This is a genomic window from Isoptericola sp. NPDC055063 (assembly GCF_053608125.1).
In genome coordinates this window covers 168,775-183,661 of sequence record NZ_JBSGUW010000006.1, presented here as the reverse complement: position 1 = coordinate 183,661, position 14,887 = coordinate 168,775, and the positions used below count along the sequence as shown (strand labels likewise).

Annotated in this window: 13 protein-coding genes; 4 read left to right on the top strand and 9 right to left on the bottom strand. The window is 73.7% G+C overall.

Annotated elements, in window-relative coordinates:
* Positions 1-35: 35 nt before the first annotated feature.
* The 8 genes from ACWF41_RS09435 to ispG all read right to left on the bottom strand — a co-directional run bounded on the left by ACWF41_RS09435 (position 36) and on the right by ispG (position 10,134).
* Positions 36-1,631, bottom strand: a complete 1,596-nt coding sequence (locus tag ACWF41_RS09435) for an ABC transporter substrate-binding protein (RefSeq protein WP_380320532.1) — start codon at positions 1,629-1,631, stop codon at positions 36-38.
* Positions 1,631-2,692: an ABC transporter ATP-binding protein gene (locus ACWF41_RS09430; protein WP_380320529.1), complete on the bottom strand. Its 1,062-nt coding sequence runs from the start codon at positions 2,690-2,692 to the stop codon at positions 1,631-1,633. The genes ACWF41_RS09435 and ACWF41_RS09430 overlap by 1 nt, the downstream gene beginning before the upstream one ends.
* Positions 2,673-3,671, bottom strand: coding sequence for an ABC transporter ATP-binding protein (locus ACWF41_RS09425; RefSeq protein WP_380320526.1), 999 nt, complete (start codon positions 3,669-3,671; stop codon positions 2,673-2,675). Before ACWF41_RS09425 ends, ACWF41_RS09430 begins: the two co-directional genes overlap by 20 nt.
* The gene (locus ACWF41_RS09420) at positions 3,668-4,558 is read right to left on the bottom strand and encodes an ABC transporter permease (RefSeq protein ID WP_380320523.1); all 891 of its coding nucleotides are present in this window, start codon (positions 4,556-4,558) and stop codon (positions 3,668-3,670) included. The genes ACWF41_RS09425 and ACWF41_RS09420 overlap by 4 nt, the downstream gene beginning before the upstream one ends.
* A complete protein-coding gene (locus ACWF41_RS09415; RefSeq protein WP_380320520.1) occupies positions 4,551-5,480 on the bottom strand; it encodes an ABC transporter permease in 930 nt (309 codons plus the stop codon). The genes ACWF41_RS09420 and ACWF41_RS09415 overlap by 8 nt, the downstream gene beginning before the upstream one ends.
* Positions 5,480-7,822, bottom strand: coding sequence for an ROK family protein (locus ACWF41_RS09410; RefSeq protein WP_380320516.1), 2,343 nt, complete (start codon positions 7,820-7,822; stop codon positions 5,480-5,482). The genes ACWF41_RS09415 and ACWF41_RS09410 overlap by 1 nt, the downstream gene beginning before the upstream one ends.
* A 170-nt stretch (positions 7,823-7,992) precedes the next feature.
* On the bottom strand, positions 7,993-8,922 hold the full coding sequence (locus ACWF41_RS09405; RefSeq protein WP_380320513.1) for a GNAT family N-acetyltransferase: 930 nt from the start codon (positions 8,920-8,922) through the stop codon (positions 7,993-7,995).
* Between the two features lie 69 nt (positions 8,923-8,991).
* Complete coding sequence (ispG, locus tag ACWF41_RS09400; RefSeq protein ID WP_380320538.1) at positions 8,992-10,134, bottom strand: flavodoxin-dependent (E)-4-hydroxy-3-methylbut-2-enyl-diphosphate synthase; 1,143 nt, start codon at positions 10,132-10,134, stop codon at positions 8,992-8,994.
* A 206-nt stretch (positions 10,135-10,340) separates the two neighbouring features.
* Between ispG and ACWF41_RS09395 the strand changes: the two genes are divergently transcribed.
* The 4 genes from ACWF41_RS09395 to ACWF41_RS09380 all read left to right on the top strand — a co-directional run bounded on the left by ACWF41_RS09395 (position 10,341) and on the right by ACWF41_RS09380 (position 14,034).
* Entirely contained in the window at positions 10,341-11,237 is an 897-nt protein-coding gene (locus ACWF41_RS09395) for an SIS domain-containing protein (protein ID WP_380320510.1), read from the top strand.
* Entirely contained in the window at positions 11,234-12,184 is a 951-nt protein-coding gene (locus ACWF41_RS09390) for an ROK family protein (RefSeq protein WP_380320507.1), read from the top strand. Before ACWF41_RS09395 ends, ACWF41_RS09390 begins: the two co-directional genes overlap by 4 nt.
* The gene (locus tag ACWF41_RS09385) at positions 12,181-13,128 is read left to right on the top strand and encodes a 1-phosphofructokinase family hexose kinase (protein ID WP_380320504.1); all 948 of its coding nucleotides are present in this window, start codon (positions 12,181-12,183) and stop codon (positions 13,126-13,128) included. Before ACWF41_RS09390 ends, ACWF41_RS09385 begins: the two co-directional genes overlap by 4 nt.
* Positions 13,129-13,191: 63 nt before the next feature.
* Entirely contained in the window at positions 13,192-14,034 is an 843-nt protein-coding gene (locus ACWF41_RS09380) for a class II fructose-bisphosphate aldolase (protein ID WP_380320501.1), read from the top strand.
* A 27-nt stretch (positions 14,035-14,061) separates the two neighbouring features.
* Here the strand turns inward: ACWF41_RS09380 and ACWF41_RS09375 are convergent, their stop codons facing one another.
* Positions 14,062-14,847: a DeoR/GlpR family DNA-binding transcription regulator gene (locus ACWF41_RS09375; RefSeq protein WP_380320498.1), complete on the bottom strand. Its 786-nt coding sequence runs from the start codon at positions 14,845-14,847 to the stop codon at positions 14,062-14,064.
* Positions 14,848-14,887: the final 40 nt, after the last annotated feature.

Sequence of the window (14,887 nt, the reverse complement as noted above, 5' to 3'; positions counted from 1 at the left end):
CGCGCCGCCCCACCCGGCTCCTGTCCGTCCCCCGCTCAGGAGCAGGTGACCTCGGTGCGGTAGATCTGCTGGTCGCCGCCCGCGGCGTGCGGGACCACGCACGGCGTGTGCGCGATGTAGCGGACCTGCTGGTACAGCGGCTGCAGCACCTGGTCGGCGAGGATGCGGTCCTCGGCCTTCTGCCACTGCGCGATCGACTCGTCCGGGGTCTTGGCCGCGAGCGCCGCGGCGACCGCGGCCTCGCCCACCGGGTCGGAGTACTTGAGGCGGTAGTTCGCGTCGATGTACACCGACGCCACCCACTCGGACGCCGCGGGGAACGACGAGCCCCACAGCTGGATGACCGGGCCGTCCAGCCCGTAGGAGTTGACGGTCTCGGAGAGGGCGGCCGCGGGCACCGGCTTGGGCTCGACGACCAGGCCGATCTCCTTGGCGGAGTTGGAGATGGCGAGCGCCGTCGCCGCGTCGGTGGTGCTCTCCGACGAGTAGTTCAGCGGGATGGTGCCGGTGAACCCCGACTTCTCGATCAGGGCCTTGGCGGCTTCCGGGTCGTAGGTGCAGTACTTCCCGCACGCGTCCTCGCGGTAGGCGTCCACCGAGTTCGGCATCAGCGACCCCCAGGGAAGCGTCGCGCCCTTGAACAGATCCTTCGAGATCGTCTCGCGGTCCACGATCATCGAGAACGCCTGGCGGACCTCGATCGGGAACTTCTCGTCGAGGTAGGTGGGCCACGCGAAGTAGGCGGCGAGGGCGTTGCGGTCGATGGCCGTGAGCCCGTCGTCGCCCAGCGCGTTGCGCCCCTGGGCGATGAGGCCGGGCGGCAGGTCACGCAGCACGTCCGCGTTGCCCGCCACGACGTCCTGGTAGGCCGTGTTGGTGTCGGTGTAGACGCGGAAGGTGATCTGGTCCGCCGCGCCGTCAGGCACCCAGCCCTGGTACTCCGGGTCCTTCTTCAGCACGGCCTCGACCTGCGGGTCGAGCTTCTCGAGCGTGTAGACGCCGTTGCCGACCGGGTCCTTGTCGTAGGCCAGCGGGTCGGCGAACGCGCTCTCGGGCATCGGGCAGAACGCCAGCTGCGACAGGATGTACGGCACGTCGTTGTTGGGCGCCTTGGTCTCGATCGTGAAGGTGCTCTCGTCGACGAGCGTGATGCCGGAGAACTCCGTGGCCTTCGCCTTGCCCTCGGCGGGGTTCAGCTCGTCGTAGCCCTTGATCGGGCCGTACGCGTAGTTCGAGGGCATCGCGTTGACGCCGGCGCCCACGAAGTTGAACGTGTCGACGTAGGTCTTGGCCGTGATGGGCGTGCCGTCCGAGAAGGTGTGGCCGTCGGCCACCTTCACCGTCCAGTGGACCTGGTCGTCGCTCTCGAGCGACTCGGCGCCGCGCATGAAGACCGTGCCGTCCTCCTCGATGCCGGTCAGGGGCTCGCAGAGCGCCATGGCGATCTGGCTGCCGGGGTTCTGGGCGCCGGTGATCCGGCCGATCTCGCCGTTGTTGACGGCGACGATCGACGTCGAGCCGTCGGCGGCGTCGCTGCCGCCCCCGGGCTCGCCGAGACAGCCGGACAGCATCGAGGTGCACGCTGCGGCGGCGACGATGCCGACCGCGATGCGGCTGCTCCTACGGTTCATCAGTGGTTCCTTTCGGACAGGGCGGGAACTACGGGAGAGGGAGGGATCGTGGAGACCATGCCGACGCGCGACCGGGTGATCTGCTCGGCGAGGTGGCAGGAGGCCTGGTGGGCCGGTCGAACGCCCGGGACGGGCGCGAGGGCGGGCACGTCGGTGGCGCACCGCTCCACCGCCGCGTAGCAGCGGGTGTGGAACGGGCAGCCCGGCGGCGGGTCGATCGGCGACGGCGGGTCGCCCTCGAGCACCACCCGCTCGAGGTGCTCGCCGGGGGCGAGCTTGCGCGGGATCGCCGAGAGGAGCGCGCGGGTGTACGGGTGCGCGGTGGCGCCGTACACGTCGTCGCAGCCGCCCTGCTCGACGACCTTGCCGAGGTACATCGTCACGATGCGGTCGGACATGTGCTGGACGACGTCGAGGTCGTGCGCGATGAAGACGATCGACAGGCCGAGCTCGCGCTTGAGGCGGTTGAGCAGGTTCAGCACCTGGGCGCGCACCGAGATGTCGAGGGCGGAGACCGGCTCGTCGCACACCAGGAGCTTCGGCTCGACGGCGAGCGCGCGGGCGATGCCGATCCGCTGCAGCTGCCCGCCGGAGAACTCGTGCGGGTAGCGGTGCGCGTGCTCGGGGTTCAGGCCGACCTGGGTCAGCAGCTCCCCCACGCGCGCCTCGACCTGCGAGGCCGGGAGGAGCCGGTGCGTCGTGATGCCCTCCGCGACCGACTGCCCGACCGACCGGCGCGGGTCCAGCGAGGCGTGCGGGTCCTGGAACACCATCTGCACCTCGCGGTGCAGCAGCCTCTTGCGGTCGGCGTGCGACATGGCGCCGACGTCGACGCCGTTCCAGCGCACGACGCCTTCGCTGGGTGCCTCCAGGCCGCAGATGATGCGCGCAAGCGTGGACTTGCCGCAGCCGGACTCGCCGACCAGGCCCACCGTCTCGCCCTCGGCGACCGTGAAGTCGACGCCGTCGACGGCCCGGACCTGCCCGTGCGCCCCCCGCGAGAACATCGTGTGCTTCTGCTTGTAGTAGCGGCGCACCGACTCAAGCTCCAACAGCGACACGGGCGAGCACCTCCTCCTTGTGGTGGCAGGCGGCGGCCCGGTCCTCGACGAACGCGTCCAGGGGCGGCAGCGCCGTGCGGCACTCGTGGGTCGCGTACCCGCAGCGCGGGTTGAAGCTGCAGCCGGGCGGCCGGCGGGCGATGTCCGGGGGCAGTCCCGGGATCGTCGGCAGGTCGCCGCCGCGGTGCGCGGCACCCGGGATGGAGCCGAGCAGCCCCTCGGTGTACGGGTGCGCGGGGCGGTCGAACATGCTGCCGATCGGACCGGCCTCGGCGACCCTGCCCGCGTACATGACCAGAGCCCGGTCGGCGAGCTGGCCCGCGACTCCCAGGTCGTGGGTGATCATCAGCAGCGCCATCTTGCGGTGCTCGGTGATCTCGGCGAGCAGCTCCAGGATCTGCGCCTGCACGGTCGCGTCGAGCGCGGTGGTCGGCTCGTCCGCGATGAGGACGTCCGGGTCCAGCGCCAGCGCCATCGCGATCATGATCCGCTGGCGCATCCCGCCGGAGAACTGGAACGGGTAGTCGCCGGCGCGGTTCGCCGCGTCGGGGATCCGCACCGCCCGCATCATCTCGACCGCCGCGTCGTGCGCCTGCTTCTTCCCCATCCCGCGGTGCACGCGGTAGAGCTCGGCGATCTGGGTCGCCACGGTCTGCACCGGGTTGAGAGCGCTGAGCGCGTCCTGGAACACCATCGCGATGCGCGCGCCCTGCACCTGGCGCAGCCTCGCCGGCGGGAGCGTGAGCAGGTCGTCGCCGTCGAACAGGATCCGGCCACCCGTGATGCGCGACGCCGGCCGAGGCAGGATGCCCATGATCGCCTTGGCGGTGATGCTCTTGCCGGACCCCGACTCGCCGAGGACGGCGAGGGTCTCGCCGCGGTCGAGGGTGAAGCTCACGTCCTGCAGCGCGGCGATCGGCGGGTTGCCGGGCGAGCGGAACTCGAGGGAGAGGTTCTGGACGTCGAGGAGCGCGGTCATCGGCGGGCCTTCGGGTCGAGGGCGTCGCGCAGGCTCTCGCCGAGCACGACGAAGGCGAGCGTGGTGAGCCCGAGCATCAGGGCGGGGAAGAACATCAGGAGCGGCGCGATCTGCCAGTTGCCGTCCTGGCTCGCCAGCGCGATCTGGATGCCCCAGGAGAACGCCGGCAGCTTGAGCCCCACGCCGAGGATCGAGAAGCCCGCCTCGGCGGCCATGCCGGCGCCGACCGACAGCGTCGTCATGACGATGAGCGGCGTGACGGCGTTGGGGACCACGTGGGAGGCGAGGATCCGCCAGGGGCCGACGCCCAGGCCGCGGGCGGCCTGGATGTACTCGAGGTTGCGCACCTGCATGACGGAGCTGCGCATGTAGCGCATGGTCGCGGCCCAGCTGAACAGCACGAGGACGAGCACGATCGTCCACACCGTGCGGGAGCGGAACTGGTACAGGATCACGAGGCTGGCGATGCCGACGGGGATGCCGAGCACCACGTTGGACGTCCAGGAGATGATCGAGTCCACGACGCCGCCGAAGTAGCCGGCGAGGGAGCCGGCGACCAGCGCGACGACGAACGAGATCACCGCGGTGTAGACGCCCACCTCGAGCGAGGTGCGCGCCCCGTAGACGATGTTCGACCAGTAGTCGCAGCCCTGGATGTCGAAGCCCATGGGGTGGCCGGGGGCCGGCCCGAGGCGCGACTGGGACAGGTCGCAGTCGCGCGGGTCGAGCTGGGTGAACAGCGTCGGGAACAGGGCCATGAGCGTGACGACGGCGATGATGAGGACCGCGAGGTCGAACCACGGGCTCTTCCACAGGCTGCGCAGGCCGCTGCGGGGGCGCCCCCGGCGAGCGGCGGCGGCCGGCGGCGCGACGGTGGACTCAGGCATGGCGCACCCTCGGGTCGATGATCGGGTAGAGGAGGTCCACGACGAGGGCCGCGACCAGGTAGAACAGGAGCAGGAAGACCGAGACGCCGACGACGACCGGCCCGTTCTGCGTGTCGATCGCCCGGGCGAGCGTCCCGCCCAGGCCGGGCAGGTTGAAGATCGTCTCGATGAGCACCGAGCCGCCCAGCAGCGCGGCCATGCTCAGCCCGAGGTAGGTCACGACGGGCATGAAGGCGTTGCGCAGCGCGTGGACCCACATGATCCGACGCGGAGGAAGCCCTTTCGCCGTCGCGGTGACGATGTAGTCCGACCGCATGGTGTCGACCAGGCTGGTGCGGCTCAGCCGCGCCAGCGGGGACGCGGTCTCGAGCGCGAGCACCAGCGCCGGCATGACGAACGCCAGCGGGAACCCGGCCTGCACCCCGGAGATCGGCAGCCAGTGCAGCTTGATGCCGAACACGTACTGCGAGAAGTACGCGACGATGAAGCCCGGCACCGCCAGGAAGAAGATCGTGAAGACCAGGTTGAGCTTGTCCGGCAGCCTGCCCTGGCGCAGCCCCGCCCAGACCCCCAGGCACACGCCGATGACGAGCTTGAGCAGGAACGCCGTCAGGGCCAGCACCACCGTGTAGGGCAGCGCGGTCGCGATCAGCGTGGACACGGAGTTGCCGTTGAAGTCGTGCCCGAAGTCGCCGTGCAGCACGCCCCACAGGTACTTCGCGTACTGCACGAGGAACGGGTCGTCGAGGTGGTACTGGTCCCGGATCGCCGCGATCGTCGAGTCCGAGAGCCGCTTCTCTCCCCCGGCGAGCCGGGTGACCGGGTCGCCGGGGATGAGGAAGACCAGCAGGTAGACGAGCAACGTCGAGCCGATGAGGGTCGGGACCATCATCAGGATGCGCCGCAGCGCGTACCGGAGCATCAGCGGCGAGCCGGCTGGTGGGCGGCGTAGTAGTCGAGCAGCTCCTCGGGGAGCCGGGGGATCTCGAACGGGGCGGAGTCCGAGCGGATCGACAGCGCGCCGCCGATGCCGGCCGCGACCGCGTCGCGTGCGGCGACCGGGCTCGTGTCGGTGGGCGTGCCTCGCCGGACGAACTCGACGAACTCCGCGACCGTCAGCGGGTCGGCGCCGCCGTGCCCGCCGTCGCCGCCGTCCTCGATCGGGTAGCGCACGTGCCCCTTCTCGAGGTAGTCGCTGCGGGCGTTCCACACCCGGATCTCGCCGCCGGCGTCGTCGTCGAAGTTCTCGATGCGTCCCTCGGTGCCGATCACCGTGTAGTTGCGCCAGTAGTCCGGGGTGAAGTGGCACTGCTGGTAGCTCATGAGCACGCCCGAGTCGGTGCGCATCATGATCATCGAGATGTCCTCGACGTCGATGACGGGGTTGAGGTCCTGCTGGGCCAGCGGCGGCCAGTTCTGCATGGAGAACCAGTCGCCCATGCGGCGGTCGGAGTTGTCGCGGCGCGAGTCGACCTTGTCGTAGACGGCGAGGTCGCCGACGCCGACGACCGACCGGGTGGAGGTCCCCGCGATCCAGTGCATGACGTCGATGTCGTGCGCGCCCTTCTGCAGCAGCAGGCTCATGGCCTTGCCGCGCTCGGCGTGCCAGTCCTTGAAGTAGTAGTCGCCGCCGTGCCCGACGAAGTGGCGGCACCAGATCGCCTTCACCTCGCCGATCTCGCCGCGGTCCACGATGTCCTTGAGCATCCGCACGACCTGCATGTGGCGCATGTTGTGGCCCACGTACACCTTGGTGCCGGTGCGGTGACCGGCCTCGAGGATGCGGTCGGCGTCCTCGATGGAGATGGCCAGCGGCTTCTCGATGTAGGTGGCGATGCCGGCCTCGAGCAGCTCGACGGAGACGTCGGCATGGGTGAAGTCCGGCGTGGTGACGAACGCGCCGTCGACCTCGAGGCCGGAGGCGATCAGCTCCGCGACGGACGCGAACACCGGCACGTCGCCGAAGAGGCGCGCGGCGCGGGCGTGCGTGCGCGGGTCGGGGTCGACGGCGGCGACGACGCTGCCGCCCGCCTCCGTGACGTGCAGCGCGACGCCGGCGCGGGCGCCGATGCCGATCGCGGCGGCTCGGAAGGGGGTCGTCTCGGCGACGCGTGCGGTGCTCATCTCTTCGTTCTCCGGATCGATGGTGACGAGGGGCGCCGGGACGTCCGGCAGCCCGTAGATGCGGGTGGAGTGCTGGGTGAAGGCCAGGCCGAGGGCCCCGAGGACCGCGGCGTCGGCGCCCAGCTCCCCGCCGCGGATGAGCCGCGGGCCGGCCTCGATGCCGGTCACCGCGGTGCGGATGCCCTCGGCGAGCGGCCCGGCCACGAGGTCGGCGTACTCGCCGAGCTCGCCGCCCAGGACGATGACGTCGGGGTCGACGGTGAGCAGCAGCGCGGCGAGCGCCGGCGCCATCGCGGCGCTCAGCGACTCCAGCGCCGCCAGCCCCGAGAGGTCGGCCGGGTCGTCGCGCAGCCGCCGCAGCTGGGCGCCGACCCGCGGGACGGCCTCGAGCAGGGTGCCGGGCGGCACCTCGACGTCGCTGAACGCGCGGAGCAGGCCGACCTCCCCCGCCCGCCCGCGGCGGCCGCGGAGCACGTGGCCGTCCGCGGTGACCCGCGCCGACACGTGGTGCCAAGTGAGCGCATAGACGCCCGTCTCGGCGTCGGCGAGCGCGCCGCCGCGGGACTCGGCCTCGGCGGCGAGCGACAGGTCGTTGTCGACGACGACCGGCGCCCCGAAGGACTCGGTGAACATCGCGGCGACGTCCCGACCGTTCCACGCGGTGATCTGCGGGGCCGAGACGAGGATGCCGTCCTCGTCGATGAGGCCGGCGACCGCGACGCCGATCGCCGCGACGTTCGACGGCCGGTGCCCGGCGCGCTCCAGGGTCTGCTGGAGCAGAGCCCGGACGGGGGCCAGGGAGGGCTGGGCCGTGGTCGGCGGCGCGATCTCGGCGTCCTGGCGACCCAGCACCCGCCCGGTGCGGTCGGCCACGACGATGCGCACGGCGCTGCGCGTCAGGTCGATGCCCACGACCACGGGCGAGCCCGCGACCGGCGAGTAGGTGCGGGCCGGCCGCCCCGACGCCACCCGCGCCTCGTGCTCGACGGCCAGCCCGGACTCCACGAGCTCGCCCAGCGCCGCGGTGACGGTCGGGCGCGACAGGCCGGTGCGCTCGGCCAGGTCCGAGATCGTCACGCGGCCCAGGTCCCGCAGGCTCGCCAGGCACTGGGCCACGAGCTTCACGTCGATGGCAGACATCCTTGACCCCAATTTCGAAGTAGCTTTCATCACCGTTGCGAAAGCAGTTTCGTCATTCTGGAGGCGCGCCACATCGCTGTCAAGAGCGTGAGTGACTTATTTCCGGGCCGACCGATCACGACCGATCATCGACGCGCGCGCCGTCCGGGCGCTGCGAGCAGGGACGCGCCTCAGAAGAGGACGGTCGTGAAGGTGCCGACCTGCTCGAAGCCCACGCGGCGGTACGTGGCGAGCGCCGGGGCGTTGAAGGCGTTGACGTACAGCGAGACGACGGGGGCGACCTCGGCCCGCGTGGTCACCACGACCGCCGCCATGCCGGCCGCCGCGAGACCCTGGCCGCGGCGCACGGGGTCCACCCAGACGCCCTGCACCTGGGCCACGCCGCCGGCCACGGCCCCGAGCTCGGCCTTGAAGGCGACGACACCGGGCGGGTCGTCCGGGTCCACGCGGACGAACGAGCGCCCCTCGGCGACCAGGGAACGCACGCGCAGCGCGTAGGCGCTGCCGGGGGACGCGGCGGGGACGTACCCGACCTCCTCGGCGAACATCCGCACGCACGCGGGCAGCACGACGTCCACCTCCTCGAGGGTGGAGCGCCGCACGGCCGGGTCGGGCTCGACGTCGGGGTCGCGCGCGATGGCCAGCGACGGCTGGTCCGCGCGGACCTCCCGCGCCCGGGGCCAGTGCGGGGCGAGCAGCTCCCACAGGGCGAGCGCGGCCGTGCGCTCCCCCACGATCGACGACGAGCGGCGGCCCTGCGCCCGCGCGAGGGCGGCGAACGCGGCGACGGCGTCGTCGGCGTCCTGCCCCGTCAGCCCGGGAGACAGCACGGGGACGAGGTTCGCACCGGACCAGCAGACCGCGGCGAGCGGGCCGGTCGCGGGGAAACCCCAGACCTGCCCGCCGGCGGCGGCGAGGCCGGCGAGGGAGGCCGCCTCGAGCCGCGCGGCCGCGAGCACCGAGGTCACCGGGTCGAGGGCGCACAGGGCGCGCGCCTCGACGAGGTCCCCCTGGCCGAGCACCCGGGCGCGGGGCCGGCGCGCGTCGAGCCCCCGCGCGGACCCGCCGCGCGGGCGTACCGCCGGTCGCCAGCCGCCCATCACGCCCCCTTCGCCGCCGTGGGCCCCACCGTCATCGTGCCGGACGCCGTCGCACCGGGCGCCGCGCCGTCAGCTCACCGAGACCACGGGAGCGCCGGCCTGCTCGTCGTTCTCCGGGGCGGGCATCGACTCCGCGATGCGCATGGCCTCCTCGATGAGCGTCTCAACGATCATCGCCTCGGGCACGGTCTTGATGACCTCGCCCTTGACGAAGATCTGGCCCTTGCCGTTGCCGGACGCGACGCCGAGGTCGGCCTCGCGGGCCTCGCCCGGGCCGTTGACGACGCAGCCCATGACCGCGACCCGCAGCGGCACGGTCATGCCCTCCAGGCCGGCGGTGACCTTCTCGGCGAGCGTGTAGACGTCCACCTGGGCGCGTCCGCACGACGGGCACGAGACGATCTCGAGCTTGCGGGGGCGCAGGTTCAGCGCCTGCAGGATCTGCGTGCCGACCTTGACCTCCTCGACCGGGGGAGCCGACAGGGAGACGCGGATCGTGTCGCCGATGCCCTGGCTCAGCAGGGCGCCGAACGCGGTGGCCGACTTGATCGTGCCCTGGAACGCGGGGCCCGCCTCGGTGACGCCGAGGTGCAGCGGCCAGTCGCCGCGCTGGGCGAGCAGCTCGTACGCGCGCACCATGACCACGGGGTCGTTGTGCTTGACGGAGATCTTGAAGTCGTGGAAGCCGTGCTCCTCGAACAGGCTCGCCTCCCACACGGCGGACTCCACGAGGGCCTCCGCGGTGGGCTTGCCGTACTTCTCCAGGAGGCGCTTGTCGAGCGAGCCGGCGTTGACGCCGATCCGCAGCGAGACCCCGGCGTCGGACGCCGCCTTGGCGATCTCCTTGACCTGGTCGTCGAACTTGCGGATGTTGCCCGGGTTCACGCGGACGGCGGCGCAGCCGGCGTCGATCGCGGCGAACACGTACTTGGGCTGGAAGTGGATGTCCGCGATGACGGGGATCTGGGACTTCGTCGCGATGGCCGGCAGCGCGTCGGCGTCGTCGATCGTCGGGACGGCGACGCGGACGATGTCGCAGCCCGCGGCGGTCAGCTCCGCGATCTGCTGCAGGGTCGCGTTGATGTCCGTGGTCGGGGTGGTGGTCATCGACTGGATGCTGATCGGCGCGTCCCCACCGACGGCCACCTTGCCCACCTGGATCTTGCGGGACTTCCGGCGAGGGGCCAGCGTGGGAGCGGGCGGGGTCGGCATGCCGAGGTTCACTGCAGTCACGGTGCCAGTATCGCGCGTCCCGGCGCGGGTACCGCACCCGGGGACGGCACGCGCACGAGATCGGCGCACCGGCTGCGCACGCCGACCATGGGGCGCGCCGGTTCACCCGAGGTCGCTGCGACCATTAGTGCGCGTTTCATGGCAGACTTGATCATGTTCAAGCAATCACCAGGAGGGCCAGGGACATGACCGGATTCCACGTCACCGCCGAGATCGCGAGCCAGCCGGAGATCTGGCGGCGCACGGCGGCCGTCGCGCGCGAGCGCGCCGACCTGCTGCCCGCCGCCGGCGCCCGGGTCGCCGTCGTCGGCTGCGGCACCTCGTGGTTCGTCGCGCAGGCCTACGCCGCCCGGCGCGAGGAGCTCGGCCTCGGGGAGACCGACGCCTTCGCCGGCAGCGAGTTCCCCGCCGGGCGCCGCTACGACCTGGTCGTCGCCGTCACCCGCTCCGGCACCACCACGGAGATCCGCGAGCTGCTCGCCCGCGTCCGCGGCACCCAGCCCACCCTCGCGATCGTCGGCGACCCCGACTCCCCCGCCGTCACCGAGGCCGACCACGCCGTCGTGCTCGACTTCGCCGACGAGACCTCGGTCGTGCAGACGCGGTTCGCCACCTCCGCCCTCGGCCTGCTGCGCGCCGGCCTCGGCGACGACCTCGAGGCGCTCGCCGACGCGGCCGAGCCCGCCGTCGCCGAGCCGCTGCCCGAGACCTGGGTGGGCCGCCGCCAGTACGTGTTCCTCGGCCGCGGGCCCGCCGTCGGCATCGCCAACGAGGCCGCGCTGAAGATGCGCGAGGCGTCACTCGCCTGGGCCGAGTCGTACCCGTCGATGGACTACCGCCACGGGCCGATCTCCGTCGCGGACGACACCAGCGTCGTCTTCCTCCTCGGCGAGGAGGTGCCCGGCCTGGCCGACGACGTCGCCCGCACCGGGGCCCTCGCGGTCCGCCTGGACGAGGACCCGCAGGTCGCCCTCGTGCGCCTGCAGCGCCTCGCCGTCGCGAACGCCGAGCACCAGGGCCTCGACCCGGACGCCCCGCGCAACCTCACGCGCTCGGTCGTCCTGGACCCCGCGGCGTCATGACCGGCGCACCCGCCGACGTCCCGCCGGGACCGCTCGTCGTCGCTCTCGACGTCGGCGGGACGGACGTCAAGGCCGTCCTCGCGGGCCGCGACGGCGTCCTCGACCAGCGCACCGTCCCCACCCGCGCGGACCAGGGACCCGACGCCGTGATCCGCTCGATCCTCGACGTCGTCGGCGACCTGCGCGACCTCGCCCCCGCCGGGCGCGAGGTCGCGGCCGCCGGCCTCGCCGTCCCCGGCGCGGTGGACGACGAGCGCGGGCTGGTGCTGCAGGCGGAGAACCTCGGCTGGGTGGACCTCCCGATCCGCGACCTGGTCGCGGAGGCCACCGGGCTGCCGGTCGGCTTCGGGCACGACGTGCGCGCGGGCGCGCTCGCCGAGTGGCGCGCGGGCGCGTCCCGCGGCGCCCCCGACCACGCCTACCTGTCCGTCGGGACGGGGATCGCCGCGGCCCTGGTGCTGCGCGGCGAGCCCTACCCCGGCGGCGGGTACGCGGGCGAGGTCGGGCACGGCGGCCCGCAGGGCGGCACCCCGTGCGCCTGCGGAGGGCGCGGCTGCCCCGAGACGGACGCGTCGGCCGCCGGCATCGCCCGCCACTACCGCGAGCGCACCGGGGCGAGCGCCGCCGAGGTGCGCGGGTCGGCCGAGGTGCTGCGGCGCGCCCGGACGGGCGACGACGTGGCGCGCCAGGTCTGGGACCACGGCGTCGAGCGGCTCGGCGGGCTGGTCGCCGACCTCGTCCGCGTGCTGGCCCTGCCGCTGGTCGTCGTCGGCGGCGGGATCGTCCGCGCCGGCGACGACCTCTTCGTGCCGCTGCGCGCCGCCGCGGCCCGGCAGCTGACCTACCACCCCGTGCCCCGGGTGGTGCCCGCGCAGCTCGGCGCCGAGGCGGGCGTGCGGGGCGCGGAGCTGCTGGCCTGGTCGGCCGTCCCGGGGGCCCGCCCGTGACCCGCGTCGTGGCTGTGACCCCCAACCCGGCCTGGGACGTCACCTACGGGGTCGACGAGCTCGTGCCCGGCGAGTCCCTGCGCGTGCGGACCGCGACGGCCCGCGCGGGCGGCAAGGGCGTCAACGTGGCCCGCGTCGCCCGCGCCCTCGGGCACCCGTCGCTCGCCGTCGGCACCGCGGGCGGGCCGCTCGGCGCCGCGGTCCGCGACGACCTGGCCGCCGCCGGCCAGGACGCCCTCCTCGTTCCGGTCTCCGGCCCCACCCGGCAGAGCGTCACCGTGGTGCCCGCCGCGCCCGACGGCGCGCACCCCACCGTGCTCAACGAGCCCGGCGCGCTGCTGTCCGGCGCGGAGTGGGCCGCGCTGCTCGACGCCGTCGCCCGCGCCACCGAGCCGGGCGACGTCGTCACCGTCTCCGGCTCGCTCCCGCCGGGGACCTCGCGGGACCGGTTCGCGGACCTGGTCACGGCCGCGCGCGGCACGGGGGCCCGGGTGGTCGTCGACACCTCCGGCCCCGCGCTGCGCTGGGCCGCCGAGGCCGGCGCCCACCTGCTCAAGCCCAATCGCTCCGAGCTCGCCGACGCCACCGGCCGCGAGGACCCGGCCGACGCCGTCGCGCTGCTCCAGGGCCTCGGCGCCGGGGACGTCGTCGTCACCGACGGCGCCGCCGGCATGACGGCCTACGCGCCCGGCGACGGCCGGCCCCGCGTGGCCGCCCGCGCCCGGCTCACCGGGCCGCCGCTGGCCGGCAACCCCACGGGCGCCGGGGACGCCGCGACCGCCGCGCTGGCGGTCGCCCTCGCCGGGCCCGGCCCGGCGACGCCGTGGGCCGACCGGCTCGCGCTCGCCGTCGCCGTGTCCGCCGCCGCCGTGCTGCGGCCCGTCGCGGGCGACGTCGACCCCGCGGACGTCGCGACGCTCCGCGCGCGGGTCGCCGTCTCCTGACCGCGCCGCGTCCCCCACACCCGACACCCGCCCTCCGACCTCCGACCCCGAAACGAGAAACCCGTGCCCCTCGTCACCACCGACGTCCTCCTGTCCCCCGCCCGCGGCGCCGGCCGGGGGGTGGGCGCGTTCAACGTCGTCCAGCTCGAGCACGCCGAGGCGTTCGTGACCGCCGCGGAGCGCGTCGGCACGGGCGTCGTCCTGCAGGTGAGCCAGAACGCCGTCCGCTACCACGGGTCGCTCGCGCCCGTGGGGTCGGCGTGCCTCGCCCTCGCCCGCGCCACGGACGCCCCCGTGTCCGTGCACCTCGACCACGCGGACGACCGCGACCTGGTGGCCGAGGCGATCGACCTCGGTTTCTCGTCGGTGATGTACGACGGGTCCGCCCTGTCCTACGACGACAACGTCGCGTCCACGGCCGAGGTGGTGCGCGCCGCGCACGCCGCGGGCGTGTTCGTGGAGGCCGAGCTCGGCGAGGTCGGCGGCAAGGACGGCGTGCACGCCCCCGGGGTGCGCACCGACCCGGGTGAGGCCGCGGCGTTCGTCGCCGACACCGGCGTGGACGCGCTCGCCGTCGCCGTCGGGTCGTCGCACGCGATGACCGACCGCACCGCCGCGCTCGACCTCGACCGGATCGCCCGGCTCCGCGAGGCCGTCGACGTGCCGCTGGTGCTGCACGGCTCCTCCGGAGTCCCCGACGACGAGCTGGTGCGCGCCGTGCGCGCCGGGATGACCAAGATCAACGTCTCCACGCACCTCAACGGCGTGTTCACCCGCGCGGTGCGCGAGCGCCTGGACGCCGACGAGCGCCTGGTCGACCCACGGAAGTACGTGGGCCCGGCCCGCGACGCCGTCGCCGACGAGGTGGCGCGGCTGCTGCGCCTGCTCGGCGGCGGCGCCGACTGACGACGGCGGGCAGGCCGACGACGGCCGTCAGACGACGGCCACCTCGATGCCTGCGTCCCGGAGCGCGGCGACCTGCTCCGGGTCCGCCTCCGTCGTCGTGACGACGAGGCTGATCGCGGCCGGGTCGGCGAACGGGGCCAGGGCGCGCTCGCCGAGCTTGGTCGAGTCCGCGACGACGACCGTGCGCCGGGCGGCGCGGCCCATGAGGCGGCTGATCTCCGCCTCCCCCTCGTGGAAGGCCATGCCGCCGTGCTCGGCGTCGAGCGCGTCCACCCCGAGGAAGGCGACGTCGATCGTCACCTGGGTGAGCGTGTGCACCGCGAGGGGCCCCACCAGCTCGTAGGAGCGAGTCCGCGCCGTGCCGCCCGTGACGATGATGCGCACGTGCGAGCGGACCGTGAGGTCGTGGGCGATGTTCACCGCGTTCGTCACGACCGTGAGGCGCTCGCCGTCGCGCAGCCCCTGCAGGTCGGGGTCCGTGGCGATGCCCTCGGCCACCATCGTCGTCGTGGTGCCGCCGTTGAGCCCGACGACGTCGCCCGGCCGCAGCAGCGACACGGCGTGCGCGGCGATCCGGTGCTTCTCGTCGGCCCGGCGCGCGGTCTTGTAGCGCAGGGGCAGGTCGTAGGCGACCGCCGTGGTGCGCGCCCCTCCGCGGGTGCGGGTGACCAGCTGCTGGCTGGCCAGCTCCACGAGGTCGCGGCGGACCGTCGCGGGCGACGTGTCGAGCTCCGCGACCAGCTCGTCGACGGTGACCTCGCCCCGCTCGGCGGCGAGCTCCAGGATGCGCGTGTGGCGGCTGTGCCGGGTCATCGGGCCCATTCCTCGTTCCGGGTACGACGCGCGGGCGCGA

What these genes read in the sequence shown, in the direction of transcription:
- ACWF41_RS09435 (WP_380320532.1), bottom strand. Translation starts at nt 1,631, where the DNA reads ATGAACCGTAGGAGCAGCCGCATCGCGGTCGGCATCGTCGCCGCCGCA.
- ACWF41_RS09410 (WP_380320516.1), bottom strand. Translation starts at nt 7,822, where the DNA reads ATGTCTGCCATCGACGTGAAGCTCGTGGCCCAGTGCCTGGCGAGCCTG.
- ACWF41_RS09420 (WP_380320523.1), bottom strand. Translation starts at nt 4,558, where the DNA reads ATGCCTGAGTCCACCGTCGCGCCGCCGGCCGCCGCCGCTCGCCGGGGG.
- ACWF41_RS09405 (WP_380320513.1), bottom strand. Translation starts at nt 8,922, where the DNA reads ATGGGCGGCTGGCGACCGGCGGTACGCCCGCGCGGCGGGTCCGCGCGG.
- ispG (WP_380320538.1), bottom strand. Translation starts at nt 10,134, where the DNA reads ATGCCGACCCCGCCCGCTCCCACGCTGGCCCCTCGCCGGAAGTCCCGC.
- ACWF41_RS09395 (WP_380320510.1), top strand. Translation starts at nt 10,341, where the DNA reads ATGACCGGATTCCACGTCACCGCCGAGATCGCGAGCCAGCCGGAGATC.
- ACWF41_RS09390 (WP_380320507.1), top strand. Translation starts at nt 11,234, where the DNA reads ATGACCGGCGCACCCGCCGACGTCCCGCCGGGACCGCTCGTCGTCGCT.
- ACWF41_RS09425 (WP_380320526.1), bottom strand. Translation starts at nt 3,671, where the DNA reads ATGACCGCGCTCCTCGACGTCCAGAACCTCTCCCTCGAGTTCCGCTCG.
- ACWF41_RS09375 (WP_380320498.1), bottom strand. Translation starts at nt 14,847, where the DNA reads ATGACCCGGCACAGCCGCCACACGCGCATCCTGGAGCTCGCCGCCGAG.
- ACWF41_RS09415 (WP_380320520.1), bottom strand. Translation starts at nt 5,480, where the DNA reads ATGCTCCGGTACGCGCTGCGGCGCATCCTGATGATGGTCCCGACCCTC.